This is a genomic window from Streptomyces sp. NPDC005423 (assembly GCF_040606415.1).
GTDB lineage: Bacteria > Actinomycetota > Actinomycetes > Streptomycetales > Streptomycetaceae > Streptomyces.
Genome location: NZ_JBEXET010000001.1, coordinates 551155 through 565324 on the forward strand (window position 1 = coordinate 551155; position 14170 = coordinate 565324).

Consider the following 14170-nt stretch of genomic DNA (forward strand, 5'->3'; position numbering starts at 1 on the left):
CACCTCACCACACAACGAATGAGGAACCGTGGAACAGCCAGCTGTGAACGCAGCTCCGGCCCGCCTGCGCAAGGGGGAGACGACCCGCTCCCTCTTCCAACAAGGGATGCGCATCAGCGGCATGAACCCGCATACCCGCCTGCTGGCCCTGACTCTCCTGGGCCACGCCAACTTCCGCTCGGGCGTCATTTCGCCGCAGTTTCAGCCATCCGACGAGGAACTGGTCGCGGAGACGGGACTGACGCTCGCTCAGGTGAACGTGCAGCTGAGCGTCCTGCGCTCCCGCGGGTGGCTCGTCCAACACGTCTCCCGCAACGACGGGGCCACGGACGAGAACCGATGGCGCCTTGCCGTTCCAGAGCATGTCCTTGCGCGTCTGCGCACGACCCGCCGCTAGCGCATAAGCGGGCAGGGCCGCGTCCGGGCTGGACCCCGGAACTACGGCCCCTAGGCCCATCCACACCCAAACCTCAACCAGGAGTGGATCAGCTTGAACACAGCATCTCAGAATTCCGCCGGGGTCCTGCCCCCCGAGTACCCGCCCTCCGCGACACCGGAGCAGGCAGCCCAGATGTTCGCCGCGTACGGACAGGTGCTGCCCGTCCCGCTCGGCTCCTCGTACGTCGACCCCGTCCGGGCGGCGGCGGGAGTCATCACCGCGGCGATGGCCGACGGCGCGGCGACCGCGCAGGAGCTGGCGCAGGCCGAGGCCGACGCCGGCCTTCTCTTCGACCCGCAACGCGCCCAGGACATCGCGGCGGCCTCCGCCGAGCAGGCCCACGCCGAGGATCAGGCGGAGATGGCCGAGCGAGGCCGCCAGCTCGCCCGCATGGCCGGCGCGCAGCGTCAGGTCGAGGCGGTGGGCCGGCTGATCGAGGGCCGCCCCGGTCATCACCATCTGCCGGTCGCGGAGATCGCGGCGGCCATCGAGTACGCCAAGACGGCGCACGACAGCAGCCCCCCGATGACGCTGACCTGGACCGGACGTGTCCAGGTCCCCGAAGCGGGCAGCCCGTACGAGCGGGCCGTTGTCGAGTGCGTCTCGTCGTACGGCGGCCGTGCTGACCTCGTCGTCGTCAGCGGTCAGCGTGCGGCACCCGCGAGCCTGGTCGACGCCGAGGTCCGCGACATCCGAGCGAAGTGCCCCACCCCGAACTGCGGCACCGATCACGACCTGGACGCGTCGGACCTGTTCGGCTGGTCGCGGCTGGAGATCGCCAGCCTCGGTGACGGACCGCGCTGGTTCTGCAGCGACGTGTGCGTGGTCGACGCCCTGGCCCGCGCCGGGCACGAGATCGCCGCCGCCGACCGGGCCGCCGCCGTCGCCCACGACGCACAGGGGTACGACGAGGCCTCCTACCTCGACGAGCGCTACGGGGTCGGTGCGTCCGACGAGTACGCGTTGCAGGTGGCCGAGGCGACGGAGGCCGGGTTCGAGGACGAGCGCGGGGACGTCGACGAGGCTTCGGGGGGTGCGGTGTGACGTCGGCACTCGACAGTTACCTGGGCTGGGAGAAGCCCGAGCACCTGCGCGACTGCAAGAAGCCCGCGTGGGACGTCTCCTTCCGCACCGAGGAGAACAAGTACCGGCACACCGGCTACGGCGAGGAACGGCCCAAGCACGAGTGCGCCGACAGCGAGTACTGCGGGCACGGCAACTCCTTCGACCAGTCCGTGGTGCGGATCGTGTGCCGCTCGTGCGGCGTGGCCCGGGTGATCACCGGTGAGAAGACCGAGGACACCGGCGAGACGCATACCAGCACCAAGTGGCTGGGGTACGGGATGGCGCCCCGTCAGGTGGCCGGGCTGCTGCTGTGGCCCGGTACCCCGTGGCTCGATGTCGGTCGCTTGCGGGAGGCCGAGCCGCACGACTTTGTCGTCACCCGCCTCAAGGTCAAGGAGGTCACCGCGGCGACCGTGGTCGGGCAGATCGGCCAGAGCCGCGGCGACCGCGGGGGCATCGTGTGGACGGCGCTCGCCGTGCCCAGCCCCGACGGCCAGTTCGGCTACGTGCAGCAGCTGCGCTTCGAGCACTGCAACGACGGCCGTGGCCGGGGCGGGCGTCCGCTGCGCACGGTGAACTCGGCCGCACGCTGGATCGGCGAGCGGCTGGCCGGCCAGCCGGAAGCGGGTGCCGCGTGAGCGCCATCGAGGAGACCGGCACCGCCGGGCCTGCGAAGAGCACCCGAGGCGGCAGCCGGCCGTCGGTGGGCGAAGCCACCCAGGCCCTGATGTATTTCCCTCATCTCCCCTACGGCGACGCGGTGTTCGCCGAGATCGTGGCAGGAGACCCGCACCCGCCCACGCTGATCGAGGCAGGGGTGGGACACAGCGAGGAGCGCGTCTTATTCCTGCGCGTGGTGTGGGTGCCCGGGCACCCGGGCCTGGGCGCTGGCGTGCGGGCGGACGGCCTGACGCTGCGCTGGTCGCCCGTCGTCGGCTGGTCGGCACACACCCTGTACGACTCCCGTCGGCTGCTCATCGATGAGCTGGCCGCGCCGACCGTGCTCGCGGATGCCGCACTGCATCTGTGTGAGCACGGTCTGGACTGCGAGTGGGAACCGGAAGACCGGCTCGCCCGCTGGGAGTTCGCGCTGGAACTCGACATCGCCCTCGTCACCTTCGACGAGCGGGGGCCGTCGTGACCGTTGAAGCCTGGCTCGTCAGCGCAGCCCTGGGCGTGCTCGCCCTGTGGATGGTCGCCAGTCTGATCGATGCCGTCGGCGAGCGGGAGCCGGCCACCCGGATCGTGCAGCCCCCGCGCCAGCCGATTCGGCCCTACCCGGAGCCCTCCGCGCAGGCGCCGTGGCATCCCGAGTTCGCCCTCACCCGCGTCCGTCATGTCCGTGCGGCGCGCTGCCGCGACTACCTGGAGGACTGAATGCCCCGTACCGGCATCGTGGTCGAGGCCGCGGTCGATGTCCTGGCCGCCGCCCTGTCCGTCGAACTCCACCTGGACCAGAGCGAGTTGCGGCGCATCGCCGCCCGCCAGGCCGCCCAGCTGATCGCCGTCGGGTTCTACGTCACCGTGCCGGTCGAGGCCCTCGCCACCACCGCGCGCCGCCTCAAGGCCGAGCGCACCACCACCTGATCTCCAGCCGGGCACGGCGTGCCCTGACAACCGCCGTGCCCGGCCGGGCAAACCACCGAAGGAATCGCATCATGCGCCGTACCGAGGCGTTGAAGATCATCACCCGTGTTCTCAAGCAGCCCGTCGAGGACGTGCCGGCCGCCGACCTGATCTACGGCCGTGCGCTGCCCCACCTCGAGGCGCCCGGCCCGGAGGCTCCGAAGCCGTGGGCCATGCAGGTCGATGTCCTCGCGCTGCGGATCGTCGCCCAGCTGCCCCTCACCGATGACGAGCAGCGCAGTCCGCTCGCCCGGGCCGAGGACGCCAAGCGCGCCCGGGACATCGTCGCGGAGGTCGGCATCCTGATGTCGGCGGGCGCCGACCTTGAGTCCGCGCCCTGGTACCCGGTGCGCCCGGGCGACCTGGTCCACGTCCACTACGAGGCCGGCGGCCTGTCCGACGCGTTCGGCGAGACGTACATCGTCGCCGCAGGGGCGCACGGCTTCCTGTCGATGCAGCTGCTCGCCCACACCCTGCCCGAGAGCGAGGACACCGCGGGCCTGGTGGGCTGCTTCGCCGTCGAGGACGACCCGGACCCGCTGATGGGGCTGTGGTTCGAGGCCGGCCCGCACCGGCTCACCATCGTCCGCGACGGCCGCCCCGTCCACATCGGCGGCGCGCGGTGACGCGGGCCGACCGGCGCACGCTGGTGCGCCAGCTGCGCGGCGAGGGGATGAGCCAGCGCGCCATCGGGCGGCGGCTCAACGTCTCCAAGGACACGGTGCGACGCGATCTGGGGAAGGACGCGCCGGACACCGGGCCGGACGGTGCGACGCCTGGTGAGCCGGACATGGCGGATGAGCCGCAGGCCAGCGGGGTTGATGCCGCCGAGCCTGCGCCGTCCGGCGCGCCGGACGATGCGCCAGAGGCGAGGGCAGCGCTGCCGCGCCGGTTCCTGGCCGATCCGCTGGCCGGTATCGACGTGAGCCGGGCGCCAGCGCTGCGCCGCGACCTCGCGGTGCTGGCGCAGTCCGGGATGTCGGCGGAGGCCCTGGTGCACCTGGGGGTCGTCAGCCTCGCGCACCAGTACGCCAAGGAGCTCGCGGCCGGACGGATCAAGGTCGGGCAACGGTTCGTCGTCCGCTCCATGGACATGCGCCCGGCCGGACCGACCCCGCCCCCGGCCGCCAGCCCGGCCGGGACCGCCGGGCCGCCCGCGGCGGCCGTCTGAGACCGGGTCCGGCCGCCCGGCCGCTCCCCTCACAAAGGGGCGGCCGGACCCATCTAATCGAACTTCTGAACGAATACCGGAGGCTGGCGTGTACCGGATGTGGCTGCTGCTCGCACTGCGGGCCATCCTCGGCCCGCTCGGCGCGTAGGCCATGCCCGTCATCGACGAGCTGCCCGTCGCCGGGTCCTTCGGCCTGTGGGTCGACCTCGGCGACTGGCACACCAAGCGCGGCATCTGGCTCGCGTACCCGGCCGCCCGCTTCACCTGCCGGTGGGGCTGCGTCCTGGAGGCCTCCGGCCCCGTCGACGTCGCGAACTTCACCGCGCACCTGTCTGAAGACCACGCCCGGATCTGTCCCGGGCCACCCATCGCCTGAACAACGACACCAGCTAGGACCCAATGCCCAACGCCCGTGCGCTCACTGCCGAGCCCTGCCACAGCCGTGGCGGGGCCGGTGGCGCTGCCCGGACGCGGGGTGCGGACGGACGCGGGCAGGTGTGGGAGCGGCGGCCCATCAGCGGACGGTCGCTGCGGCTGCTCCTGGAGGGAGACACCGAAGGCCGCTACACCGGGCGCGACGACGCCGACTCCGGCTACCGGCTGACGATAGCCCTCGCCGTGGCGTGCTCACAGCCGGACCGTGCATGGACGCCGGCCGACTTCCACCAGGCGCTGATCTACACGCCCACCGCTGGGGGGTGGTGGGCGCGCCGGCTGCGTGAGCGCAAGGGCGCCGAGTACGCCGAGCACAAGCTCACCGCGATGCTCACCCGGGCGGCCGAGTTCGTCGGCCGGACCGGAACGGTCACCGGGCGCCAGGACGCCGTCGAGAAGGTGGGCGAGGTCCGGCGAGCGGTGGAGTCGCTGGCGTGGGCCGCGCGCGGCGGGCGGGCGGTCGACCAGAAGAACCTCGCCGCCCGCCTGCGGCTGTGCGAGTCGGCGGGCGGCCTGGACCACCTCAGCGCGGTGCGTCCGCTCGCCGAGCAGATGGGCTGCGCCCGCTCCACCGCCGAGGCCAGCAACGCCCGTCTGGCACGGGACGGTTGGCTCGTACTGCTGGAGCGCGGGAGCGGCCGGGAGCGGCCCTCACGGTGGCGTCTGGCCATCCCCGCCCACATCAGAACACTCCTGTCCCGTGCACGTCCGGGACAGGCATTGCCCCCCCAAGGCCAGCGGCTGGCGACTGTCCCGAACGCGCACACCACCCCCACCGCACGCGACGGCGCCGCGGTCGACACCGTCGCGCTGGCCTCGGTGATGGCCCACGACGCATGCCACCACTGGGCCCACGGCACCAGCGGCGCCCGCATCCTGGCCTGCCTCGACCCCGTCGAAGGCATCAGCAGGGCACAGATCCAGCAGGCCACCGCCCTGCACCGCACCACCGTCGCCCGCCGCCTTGAGCGCCTGGCCGCCGACGGTCTCGCCAACGAGCGCGAGGGCCTGTACTACCTCGCCCCCGAACTCTCCGGCCACGTCCGCCTGCACCCCGACGAAGCCCTCCTCGCCCACGCCGCCGACCAGCGCGGAACCTCCGGCCTCGCCGCCCGGCGCCACCACCGCCACGCGGACGAACGCGCCGCCTGGGAGCGCCACCTGGAAGAACGCTCCCTGTACCGGACCCTGCACCAGCCCCGGTTGCGCCTGGTCCCCGAAGGAGTCCTCAACCCGCACACCGGCGAACTCCTCGACGAACGCTGGCACGGCTGGGACATCTCCGACCCCCACCGCCCCACCTGGCACGGCAGCGATCTGCGGCCCTGGCGCGGCCCACCCGCAACCGCAAGCGCCTGACACCCACCGCACGCCCCGGAAGGACACCCGACCTGACATGTACGACAGCACCGCCCGCCGGACCACCACCGGCTTCGGCAGATGCGATCTCTGCGGGAGAAGCGTCCTGTACGCCCTCACCACAAGACACCGCCAGATCATCGCCATAGACCCGCCCGAGGACCCCACCGGCAACCAGGCCGTATCGATCAGGGAGGCCATCTACTGGACCCGCCAGCTCAGCAGCGACCGCCCCTCCGCCGAGGAACGCGAGGTCCTGCGCCAGCCCCACATCGCCAGCTGCCCCGTAGCCCGCACCCGCGCATCCGCCGCCCAACGCACCACCGGCCGCGCCACCCAAAGCGTACGACCCACCCCATGGCGCACCCGATGACCCGCAGCGACCGCGAGGGCCTGGACGACGAGATCGCCGGCATGCTCCGCGACGGCGTCACCCACCAGGACATCGTCAGCGTCCTCAGGGTCGGCCAGTCCCGCGTCGTACGCGTCCGCGCGGAGCGGCGCATCCCCCTGCCGCCCGACCGGATCAGACTCGCCCCCGCCGAGCGCCGAGCGAGAGAAGAACGGGCCACCGCCATGCTCCGCGCCGGCGCCACCTACGAGCAGATCAGGAAGGCCACCCGCCTCCAGTACAGCCGCATCAGCGAGCTGCGCAAACAGCACTCCATCCCCGTCCCCGACCGACGCCCCAAGCGGCCACCAGCAGTCGGCCCTGACCCCATCGACGCCCTGTACACCGCGATCTTCGGCCCCGGAGCCACCTCATGACCCACCACTCGCCCCAGTCCGTCACACCCCAGGAGGCGATAGCCGCCGCCCTCGACGACTACTGGATCACCACCGACCCCGCCGGCCCCTTCCACACCACCGAGGCCGCCGAGCACATCGACCACAGCCTCCACGGATACGGCTACGCCATCACGACCCTCGCTGCGGCTGCCGCGCGCCGCTGCACCTGCCCGCCCCCCAGCCGCGCCAACGTCGCCTTCACCGCACTGCTCGCCCTCGCCTGCTTCTTCGCAGGCCTCGCCTGCCTCGCACATGGCGGAATCGGCTGGGCCGTCACCGCCCTCGTCGGCGCCGCCGCGCTCGCCCACGAGACCACCACCGACCACCGCACCCGCCGGGCCCGCAGATGAGCAGCAACGGCGCCCTCGTCGTCGAGGCCCTCACCACCCTCGCCGTCCTCGTCCACGCCTACTACGGCTGGATCATCGCCTTCGTCGCCACCCTCACCGTGCTGCTCCTCGCCCTCGTCGGCGTCCTCAACAGCCTCTACGACCGATGCCGCCGTCCCCCGGAATGACCCACGCTGCGCGCACACGCATGCGTTCACGCGCGCGCAACCGCAGACGCGCGAAACCGCCGGTATTACTTTCCAGTAGCCATGGCCGGACAGCCCCGGCCGGAAAGAATGATCATGAGCAACGGTTGCCCTGTCTGCCCGCGCACTGCACCCGACGGGCAACACCTGTGCCAGCTGCATGCCGGGGAACTGCGCGGCTGGCTCGCCGAGATCCCCGCGCAGGCCCGCCTGCTGGAGGAGTTCGTCGCCGCCGGCGGACGGCCCGCCGAGGGCCGCCTCGGCGGCACCGGCCGCGCGCACGCGCCCCTGCCCGTAGACCTCCGCGTCCTGGTCCTCCTCGGCCCCGGCCACCCCGTACCACCCGGACCCGTCGACCCCGACGAGGACACCACCGTCCCCATCCTGGCCTTCCTCGGCAGTTGGGCCGGACACATCGCCTACCACTACCCCGCCACCGGCCGAGACCTGTACGGCACCGCCCACACCCGCCCCTGCGAACAAGCCGTGCCCCGGCGCGGCGAGAGCATCCCCGGCTGGTGCGGCTGGCTCATCGCGTACCTGCCGCTCGCCCTCACGCTCCCGATCGCCCCGGAGTTCCACCGCCAGGTCGGCGACCTCGTCCGCCGCATGCGCACCCTCACCCACACCACCCCCCAGCAGCATCCGCGCGCCGCCCCGTGCCCGGTCTGCGACCTCTGCGCACTCGTCCGCACCGACGGCCGCTGGCACATCCACTGCCTCAACTGCGGCCACCAGCTCGCCCCCGGCCAGTACGACCAGCACGCGGCCCGCGTCCTCCTAGAGACTCGGACTGCCACTCACGAGAGGACCCACCCCATGACCGAGCGCGTCCCCGTCCGCGTCCTGCTGCTCTTCGGCGACCAGGCCGAGATCGTCGCCGACGTCCCCACCGAAGAACGCGCCGAGCCCGTCCGTTACCCCGCCGCAGACATCGCGGCCGCGACCGGCGTACCTGTCGACCAGCTGGCCGGCCAGCGGCTCACCGCCGAGGTCGGCACCGATGACCAGCTGTCCGGCTGGCGCATGGCCTAGGGCGGCAACAGCCCCCGGAACGCACCGAGTTCCGGGGGACGTTTCCACACCCGAGGTGTTGCAATCATAGAATCAAGTGCTGTAAAGTTAGACGTGTCGGAACGGGGGGTGAGAGCCCCGGACCGGCAGCCAGTTGAAAACTCCAGAGAGGACAACAGCCGATGGCTGACCGCGAAGACGAGATCTTGGCGACACTCGCCCACTCGATCTCCCTCGTGTACACGCAGCTGGTCGACGTCTGCCAGGCACTTCCCGTGCCCGTCACGATGCCCATCGACCCGCACATCCCCGCCACCGACGCGCTCCCCGCAATCCAGCGCGTGGCCGCACTCGCCAAGGATCAGCCGATGGGCGAAACCCAGGAGTCACAGCTCTTCAGTGGCTGCATCCACCTCCTGGCCGCCATCGACCTCTATGCGCTCTGCGCAACGAGGTACGAGGAGACCCGGGCCGAAGGGGTTGGCGCCAATCTGCTTCACGCAGATGCCTCACTAAGGCCCCTAATGGTCTGGCTCCTGACCAACGGCTGACCCACTCCGCCCCCCGGCATCCAGCCGGGGGGCGCTCCCATTTCCCCACCTGGAGGTGTTGCAATATTAGACGCGAATGCTGTAAAGTTAGACGTGTCGGAACGGGGGGTGAGAGCCCCGAAACCGGCAGCCAGTTGAAAATTCCAGAGAGGAGAAGCCATGGCAGACCATGGCGACAAGGAGCGGCTCCGCGATCTGTCGGAGGTCGTGATGGGCATGCTGGTCTACTTGCAGCACATGCTGCACGACCTTCCCATCCCGGTCGTCATCCCCCCGATTCTGGGGGAGGCGGGGCCCAACCACGATGCGATCTTCGCGCTCGACAGGGCGCGCGACCTCATCGAGGACGAGCCCTTGGCCGAACAGCTCAGGACCGCGTACGGGATGCTCATCCTGGAGTGGTTCACCGCGTACGAGCTGATCGTCATACGGCAGATGGCCGGACCCGCACCTTGGCGGCTCGACGCGGCCCAGCTCGCGATCGACCGGTTCTCGACCGTCGTTGAGGCGATCGAGGACGGAGGACTGGGCGACCAGTCCTAGCCGCACCGCCCGCCCCGAGCACCCAGCCCGGGGCGGGCCCTCCTCCTGGAATTCCCGACGGCTGGCGCGCCCCACCCGCTCTCACAGCACAGCAAAAGGGGCCGACGCTGTCCCCCGGTCGCCCGGGGGGTGAGAGAGCGTCGGCCCCACCAGTTGAAGACTCCGCAAAGGAGAATCCGAAGCCATGGTAGACCGACCGGGCATGATCGCTCCCGAGATCGCAGAGACGTACGGGGTGAGCATCCACACCGTCACCAAGTCCTGGGCCCAGCATCCCGCCTGGCCGGCCCCGGCAGGGAAGCGCGGCCGATACAAGGAGTACGAGGCCGCCAACGTCGCCGACTTCATCCGTGACCACGTTGAGCGCCAGGCCGTCACCCTCGAACCCGAACGGCTGTACACCGCCCAGGACCTGGAAGCGGCCGGTGTCGGCGTCAAGGCAGGCACCATTCGCGCCGACCTCGCCCGGGGCCGCTGGCCCGAACCCGACGACACCGACAACGGCGTCAACCGCTGGTACGGCGCCACCGTCACCCGCGCGCTCGACAGACGGCGCGGCTACCGCCGCGCGTCGCCGGCGTGACTGCGCCCCGGAAATACCGGATAGAACTCGTGTTCTATTAGACACTGGGTGGGCAGTGCACCGACTTGCTCGCCACCACCGTGGCGTACGCAACCGCACCGGAAGGGACCAACATGCCTACCTGGACCCTGCACCGAGGAGACGCGCTCGCCCTCCTGCACAACCTGCCCTCTGGCTCAGTCAGCGCCACGATCACCGACCCGCCCTACAACTCCGGCGGCATGACCGCCTCGCAGCGCACCAGCGACACCGCCCGCGGCAAGTACGTCAGCGGCGACGCCCAGCACCACCTGCCCGACTTCGACGGCGACACCCGAGATCAGCGCGGCTACACCGTGTGGATGACCCTCGTCCTCGGCCAGTGCTACCGCATCACCCAGCACGGCGGACCCCTCCTGGTCTTCACCGACTTCCGCCAACTGCCCGCCACCTCCGACGCCCTGCAGGCGGCCGGATGGACCTGGCGCGGCATCGTGCCCTGGCACAAGCCCATCGCCCGCCCATGCAAAGGCGGTTTCAAGCGGGCCTGCGAATACGTCCTGTGGGCCACCAAAGGCCCCGTCGACGCCGCACGCAACCCCATCTATCTGCCCGGCCTCTTCAGCGCCAGCCAGCCCCGCGGCTCCAACCGGCACCACATCACCCAGAAGCCCGACGAACTCATGACCGAACTGGTCAAGATCTGCGTCCCCGAGGGCACCGTGCTCGACCCCTTCTCCGGCTCCGGATCCACCGGCGTCGCCGCCCTCGCCTCCGGCCGCTCCTTCGTCGGCATCGAGCTGTCCGAACAGATCGCCACGACGGCCGGTGAGCGACTCGCCGCAGCCGCGTAGGCGGCACCGCACCGGCCGCGGACCATACCCACTGGACAAGATCCCTACGTAGCGTGAACATGGTGCCAGCACCACACGTGTGCCCATTGGACTACACATCGCCGCAACCGCCGGACGTCGCGCACCGGCCCGCAGCCCCGGACCGCCCAGGCCGGGGGCTGCGGCACGTCCCCAGGGAGGTGGCACACGTGACCCACGGGAACCTCTACAACGGCGCCCAGGCCGCCGTCCTCGCCACCCAGTGGCGGCGCACCGTCAGCGCCACCGCAGCCGCCGTCACCCGCTCCGCGATCTGCAACTGGGTCACCCGAGGACACCTCAAGGTCACCGGCCTCGACGACCACGGCCACCCCCTCTACGCCCTCGCCGACCTCGCCCTCGCCGAGAAAGCAACCCGCAACCGCGCCCTGCGCCTCGTCGACATCGGCGCCCCCTCGTCACAGAACAGTCACACTCCCGTGGACGATCACCCTGTGCTGACACCCTGAGCCCCACTCATCACCGTGTCCCAGGGGGAACCATGGGGTTCATCAACAACGCCAAGGCCGGCAAGGCCACCGACGAGGCAAAGAAGGCTTACGCCGAAGGGCGATCCGTCCTGGTCTACAAGTTCATCGAGGCGAACAAGACCAGCGCGACCACCGCACCGATGGCCGGCGTCGGCGAGCAGATCGAAGCCGTCGAGGCCGAGGGCTGGGCCCTGGCCAACATGGCCGCCGCCGAGTCCAAGACCCTCGGCGGCGAACGCATCGGCCTCGTCTGCCTGTTCCGCCGCAGAGTCTGACAAGCCACCGCCTGGCCCGGCCCGCACCCCGCGCGGCCGGGCCTCGGCATGCCCGGAGGTGGACGTGGCCACCGACCGCAGCGAACTCGCCGAATACGAGTACCGCAAGATCCGCGCCCAGATCCTCGCCGCCTCGGACATCTGCATCATGTGCGGCCATCCCGGCTCCGACGCTGCAGATCACGTCATCCCCGTCAAGCGCGGCGGCGCCCGCAAGGACCCCGGCAACCTCGCCCCCATCCACGGCGTCGAGGGCTGCCCCACATGCGGCCGCAAGTGCAACAACGACAAGGGCGACAAGCTGCTCAGCGAGGTCAAGCACCTCGTCACATCCGTGGACTGGTACGCCGGACCCTGACCGAACGGAGCCCTGTGACCACCACCGAGGAGACCTCGGCCGCCGGGCTCACCGCCCGCCACGACCGTGCCTGTCAGGCCGCGCTCGGCTGGGCCGAGCGAGCGACTGCCGAGTACGGCAAGGCCATCCGGCACGAGGACGACGCCCGCGCCCGCCAAGTCAGTGACAGCGCCTGGCAGCGCGACCGCATGGCCGACGATCGCCGCCTGGCCCAGTTCCACGGCGTACGGTCCACCGAAGCCCTACGTCTCGCCGAGATGTGGGCACGTGTGGCCCGCGTCCTCACACCACCGCTGGAACCCGTGTGGTCCACGTTGGAGAGCACCGATGCCCAAGATCACCACTGAGCGCTACATGCTGCAGCTCCGTTGGCGAACTCGCCCATTCTGCTACGTGCAAGAAAGGGACAGCCGCAACCGAACACCGCCAGATCGGCATGTACGGAGTCATGAGAACACCGCGCTTCGTGCGCTCCCTCCGGCAGCGGCATGGGCGACGCCGGAGCAAATGGCTGGCTATGACAGAGCTGGAGCGGCGCAGGGCGCGAGCCCGCCGAAAGGAGCACGCCCGACGGTGGGGCATGATCGCTCTGATTGTGGCCGGAGTGCTCGTGTTACTCCTGGTGCTGCCCTGGCTGGTCTGGCGCGGCCCCTACATCATCGACGCCAAATACATCGACCGGACCGAGCTGGCCAAGGGATCTGCGGCCCTCGTCACCGGCCTGCGTACCGCCGTGGTCGCCTTCACTGCCGCGCTCGGCGCCGGCATCGCCCTGCTCTACACCGCACGCACCTACCGCCTCACCCGACGCGGCCAGATCACCGACCGCTTCACCAAAGCCCTCGAACGGCTCGGATCACCAGAAATCTATGTACGCATCGGCGGCATCCTCGCCCTCGAACAGATCGTGCAGGACGCCCCCGAACAAGCCGCCACCGACGCCGCCCGCGTCCTCGGCCACTTCATCCGCCACCGCGCCCCCAAAACCGCACCCACCCCAGACCCCGACAGCGCCAGTCGCGACGATCCGGCTCCCCACAACAGCGATTTGCCCGCCGAGCCCAGTGCCGACGTGCAAGCCGCCCTCACGGCCCTCACCCGCACCGAATCACGCACCCACGTCGACCCACGCGAAAAACTGGACCTCCACGGCCTCCACCTCGCCGGCGCCCTCCTCGCCGGCGCCGACCTCACTCAGGCCGATCTGTTCGGGGCGACGCTCACGGGTGCTGACCTGCGCGGGGCGACGCTCACGAAGGCCAACCTGAGCGGGGCGACGCTCACGGGTGCTGACATGCGCGGGGCGACGCTCACGGAGGCTGACCTGAGCGGGGCGACGCTCACGAAGGCTTACCTCCACGGGGCGACGCTCACGAAGGCTGACCTGAGCCGGGCGACGCTCACGGAGGCCTCCCTGTACATGTCGACGCTCACGGAGGCCGACCTGTACATGTCGACGCTCACGGAGGCCGGCCTGGGCCAGGCCACGCTCACGAAGGCCAACCTGAGCCAGGCCACGCTCGCGGAGGCCAACCTGAGCGAAGCGACGCTCACGAAGGCCAACCTGAGCGGGGCGACGCTTACGGAGGCCAACCTGAGCGGGGCCACGCTCACGGAGGCCAACCTGAGCCAGGCCACGCTCACGAAGGCCAACCTGAGCGAAGCGACGCTCACGAAAGCCGACCTGTTCAGGGCGACGCTCACGGAGGCCAACCTGAGCGAAGCGACGCTCACGGGTGCCAGCCTGCTCGGGGCGACGCTCACGAAAGCCGACCTGTTCAGGGCGACGCTCACGGAGGCCAACCTGAGGCAGGCCACGCTCACGGAGGCCAACCTGAGCGAAGCGACGCTCACGAAGGCCAACCTGTTCAGGGCGACGCTCACGAAGGCCAACCTGAGCGGGGCTGACTTATCAGGCGTCCTGTCCCTGACGCCACAGCGGGCGACCTCAGCGGTAACAGACAAAGACACCAAGATGCCTGCCAGCTTCTACGTCTCCGTCGGAACACCTGCGGCTTCGTGACAGTCCGATGCGTCCTGCGGTCGGATCGAGGTGACCAGACCGAATCGATCAAAGGATTCCTT

24 protein-coding genes are annotated in these 14170 nt (G+C 70.6%); all 24 read left to right on the forward strand.

Annotation, left to right across the window (positions count from 1 at the left end; all coding sequences use genetic code 11):
* Positions 1-28: 28 nt before the first annotated feature.
* The 24 genes from ABZT12_RS02515 to ABZT12_RS02630 all read left to right on the forward strand — a co-directional run bounded on the left by ABZT12_RS02515 (position 29) and on the right by ABZT12_RS02630 (position 14108).
* Entirely contained in the window at positions 29-397 is a 369-nt protein-coding gene (locus ABZT12_RS02515; RefSeq protein ID WP_356375992.1) for a hypothetical protein, read from the forward strand.
* Positions 398-490: 93 nt separating this feature from the next.
* On the forward strand, positions 491-1483 hold the full coding sequence (locus ABZT12_RS02520; RefSeq protein WP_356375995.1) for a hypothetical protein: 993 nt from the start codon (positions 491-493) through the stop codon (positions 1481-1483).
* Positions 1480-2142 (forward strand): hypothetical protein, encoded by a 663-nt coding sequence (locus ABZT12_RS02525; RefSeq protein ID WP_356375998.1) that lies wholly within the window; start codon positions 1480-1482, stop codon positions 2140-2142. The genes ABZT12_RS02520 and ABZT12_RS02525 overlap by 4 nt, the downstream gene beginning before the upstream one ends.
* Positions 2139-2645: a hypothetical protein gene (locus ABZT12_RS02530; protein ID WP_356376000.1), complete on the forward strand. Its 507-nt coding sequence runs from the start codon at positions 2139-2141 to the stop codon at positions 2643-2645. Before ABZT12_RS02525 ends, ABZT12_RS02530 begins: the two co-directional genes overlap by 4 nt.
* Positions 2642-2881 (forward strand): hypothetical protein, encoded by a 240-nt coding sequence (locus ABZT12_RS02535; protein ID WP_356376003.1) that lies wholly within the window; start codon positions 2642-2644, stop codon positions 2879-2881. Before ABZT12_RS02530 ends, ABZT12_RS02535 begins: the two co-directional genes overlap by 4 nt.
* Complete coding sequence (locus ABZT12_RS02540; protein ID WP_356376006.1) at positions 2882-3091, forward strand: hypothetical protein; 210 nt, start codon at positions 2882-2884, stop codon at positions 3089-3091. It begins immediately after the preceding gene.
* Positions 3092-3162: 71 nt separating this feature from the next.
* Positions 3163-3756 carry a hypothetical protein gene (locus ABZT12_RS02545; protein WP_356376009.1) on the forward strand — a complete coding sequence of 198 codons (594 nt, stop codon included), beginning with the start codon at positions 3163-3165 and terminating at the stop codon, positions 3754-3756.
* Positions 3753-4301 (forward strand): hypothetical protein, encoded by a 549-nt coding sequence (locus ABZT12_RS02550; RefSeq protein WP_356376011.1) that lies wholly within the window; start codon positions 3753-3755, stop codon positions 4299-4301. Before ABZT12_RS02545 ends, ABZT12_RS02550 begins: the two co-directional genes overlap by 4 nt.
* A 151-nt stretch (positions 4302-4452) precedes the next feature.
* The gene (locus ABZT12_RS02555; RefSeq protein WP_356376013.1) at positions 4453-4677 is read left to right on the forward strand and encodes a hypothetical protein; all 225 of its coding nucleotides are present in this window, start codon (positions 4453-4455) and stop codon (positions 4675-4677) included.
* Positions 4678-4700: 23 nt separating this feature from the next.
* On the forward strand, positions 4701-6095 hold the full coding sequence (locus ABZT12_RS02560; RefSeq protein WP_356376015.1) for a hypothetical protein: 1395 nt from the start codon (positions 4701-4703) through the stop codon (positions 6093-6095).
* Between the two features lie 37 nt (positions 6096-6132).
* Complete coding sequence (locus tag ABZT12_RS02565) at positions 6133-6468, forward strand: hypothetical protein (protein WP_356376017.1); 336 nt, start codon at positions 6133-6135, stop codon at positions 6466-6468.
* Entirely contained in the window at positions 6453-6863 is a 411-nt protein-coding gene (locus ABZT12_RS02570; protein ID WP_356376018.1) for a hypothetical protein, read from the forward strand. Before ABZT12_RS02565 ends, ABZT12_RS02570 begins: the two co-directional genes overlap by 16 nt.
* Complete coding sequence (locus ABZT12_RS02575) at positions 6860-7234, forward strand: hypothetical protein (protein WP_356376020.1); 375 nt, start codon at positions 6860-6862, stop codon at positions 7232-7234. The genes ABZT12_RS02570 and ABZT12_RS02575 overlap by 4 nt, the downstream gene beginning before the upstream one ends.
* Positions 7231-7401, forward strand: coding sequence for a hypothetical protein (locus ABZT12_RS02580; protein WP_356376022.1), 171 nt, complete (start codon positions 7231-7233; stop codon positions 7399-7401). Before ABZT12_RS02575 ends, ABZT12_RS02580 begins: the two co-directional genes overlap by 4 nt.
* Before the next feature lie 114 nt (positions 7402-7515).
* The gene (locus ABZT12_RS02585; RefSeq protein WP_356376024.1) at positions 7516-8454 is read left to right on the forward strand and encodes a hypothetical protein; all 939 of its coding nucleotides are present in this window, start codon (positions 7516-7518) and stop codon (positions 8452-8454) included.
* A gap of 161 nt (positions 8455-8615) precedes the next feature.
* Positions 8616-8984: a hypothetical protein gene (locus ABZT12_RS02590; RefSeq protein WP_356376026.1), complete on the forward strand. Its 369-nt coding sequence runs from the start codon at positions 8616-8618 to the stop codon at positions 8982-8984.
* Between the two features lie 159 nt (positions 8985-9143).
* On the forward strand, positions 9144-9527 hold the full coding sequence (locus ABZT12_RS02595) for a hypothetical protein (protein WP_356376028.1): 384 nt from the start codon (positions 9144-9146) through the stop codon (positions 9525-9527).
* Positions 9528-9711: 184 nt separating this feature from the next.
* Positions 9712-10110: a hypothetical protein gene (locus tag ABZT12_RS02600; protein WP_356376030.1), complete on the forward strand. Its 399-nt coding sequence runs from the start codon at positions 9712-9714 to the stop codon at positions 10108-10110.
* Positions 10111-10223: 113 nt separating this feature from the next.
* On the forward strand, positions 10224-10943 hold the full coding sequence (locus ABZT12_RS02605; protein WP_356376032.1) for a site-specific DNA-methyltransferase: 720 nt from the start codon (positions 10224-10226) through the stop codon (positions 10941-10943).
* A 188-nt stretch (positions 10944-11131) separates the two neighbouring features.
* The gene (locus tag ABZT12_RS02610; protein ID WP_356376034.1) at positions 11132-11431 is read left to right on the forward strand and encodes a MerR family transcriptional regulator; all 300 of its coding nucleotides are present in this window, start codon (positions 11132-11134) and stop codon (positions 11429-11431) included.
* Between the two features lie 32 nt (positions 11432-11463).
* The gene (locus ABZT12_RS02615) at positions 11464-11727 is read left to right on the forward strand and encodes a hypothetical protein (protein ID WP_356376036.1); all 264 of its coding nucleotides are present in this window, start codon (positions 11464-11466) and stop codon (positions 11725-11727) included.
* Between the two features lie 64 nt (positions 11728-11791).
* Positions 11792-12085, forward strand: coding sequence for an HNH endonuclease signature motif containing protein (locus ABZT12_RS02620; RefSeq protein ID WP_356376038.1), 294 nt, complete (start codon positions 11792-11794; stop codon positions 12083-12085).
* A 14-nt stretch (positions 12086-12099) separates the two neighbouring features.
* Complete coding sequence (locus tag ABZT12_RS02625; protein ID WP_356376040.1) at positions 12100-12432, forward strand: hypothetical protein; 333 nt, start codon at positions 12100-12102, stop codon at positions 12430-12432.
* 233 nt (positions 12433-12665) lie between these two features.
* Positions 12666-14108 (forward strand): pentapeptide repeat-containing protein, encoded by a 1443-nt coding sequence (locus tag ABZT12_RS02630; protein WP_356376043.1) that lies wholly within the window; start codon positions 12666-12668, stop codon positions 14106-14108.
* Positions 14109-14170: the final 62 nt, after the last annotated feature.

Bases quoted from the DNA above. Each gene is read 5' to 3' on its own strand.
- ABZT12_RS02540 (WP_356376006.1), top strand. From the start codon at position 2,882: ATGCCCCGTACCGGCATCGTGGTCGAGGCCGCGGTCGATGTCCTGGCC.
- ABZT12_RS02615 (WP_356376036.1), top strand. From the start codon at position 11,464: ATGGGGTTCATCAACAACGCCAAGGCCGGCAAGGCCACCGACGAGGCA.
- ABZT12_RS02585 (WP_356376024.1), top strand. From the start codon at position 7,516: ATGAGCAACGGTTGCCCTGTCTGCCCGCGCACTGCACCCGACGGGCAA.
- ABZT12_RS02600 (WP_356376030.1), top strand. From the start codon at position 9,712: ATGGTAGACCGACCGGGCATGATCGCTCCCGAGATCGCAGAGACGTAC.
- ABZT12_RS02565 (WP_356376017.1), top strand. From the start codon at position 6,133: ATGTACGACAGCACCGCCCGCCGGACCACCACCGGCTTCGGCAGATGC.
- ABZT12_RS02545 (WP_356376009.1), top strand. From the start codon at position 3,163: ATGCGCCGTACCGAGGCGTTGAAGATCATCACCCGTGTTCTCAAGCAG.
- ABZT12_RS02595 (WP_356376028.1), top strand. From the start codon at position 9,144: ATGGCAGACCATGGCGACAAGGAGCGGCTCCGCGATCTGTCGGAGGTC.
- ABZT12_RS02580 (WP_356376022.1), top strand. From the start codon at position 7,231: ATGAGCAGCAACGGCGCCCTCGTCGTCGAGGCCCTCACCACCCTCGCC.
- ABZT12_RS02590 (WP_356376026.1), top strand. From the start codon at position 8,616: ATGGCTGACCGCGAAGACGAGATCTTGGCGACACTCGCCCACTCGATC.
- ABZT12_RS02570 (WP_356376018.1), top strand. From the start codon at position 6,453: ATGGCGCACCCGATGACCCGCAGCGACCGCGAGGGCCTGGACGACGAG.
- ABZT12_RS02630 (WP_356376043.1), top strand. From the start codon at position 12,666: ATGATCGCTCTGATTGTGGCCGGAGTGCTCGTGTTACTCCTGGTGCTG.
- ABZT12_RS02555 (WP_356376013.1), top strand. From the start codon at position 4,453: ATGCCCGTCATCGACGAGCTGCCCGTCGCCGGGTCCTTCGGCCTGTGG.
- ABZT12_RS02605 (WP_356376032.1), top strand. From the start codon at position 10,224: ATGCCTACCTGGACCCTGCACCGAGGAGACGCGCTCGCCCTCCTGCAC.
- ABZT12_RS02575 (WP_356376020.1), top strand. From the start codon at position 6,860: ATGACCCACCACTCGCCCCAGTCCGTCACACCCCAGGAGGCGATAGCC.
- ABZT12_RS02560 (WP_356376015.1), top strand. From the start codon at position 4,701: ATGCCCAACGCCCGTGCGCTCACTGCCGAGCCCTGCCACAGCCGTGGC.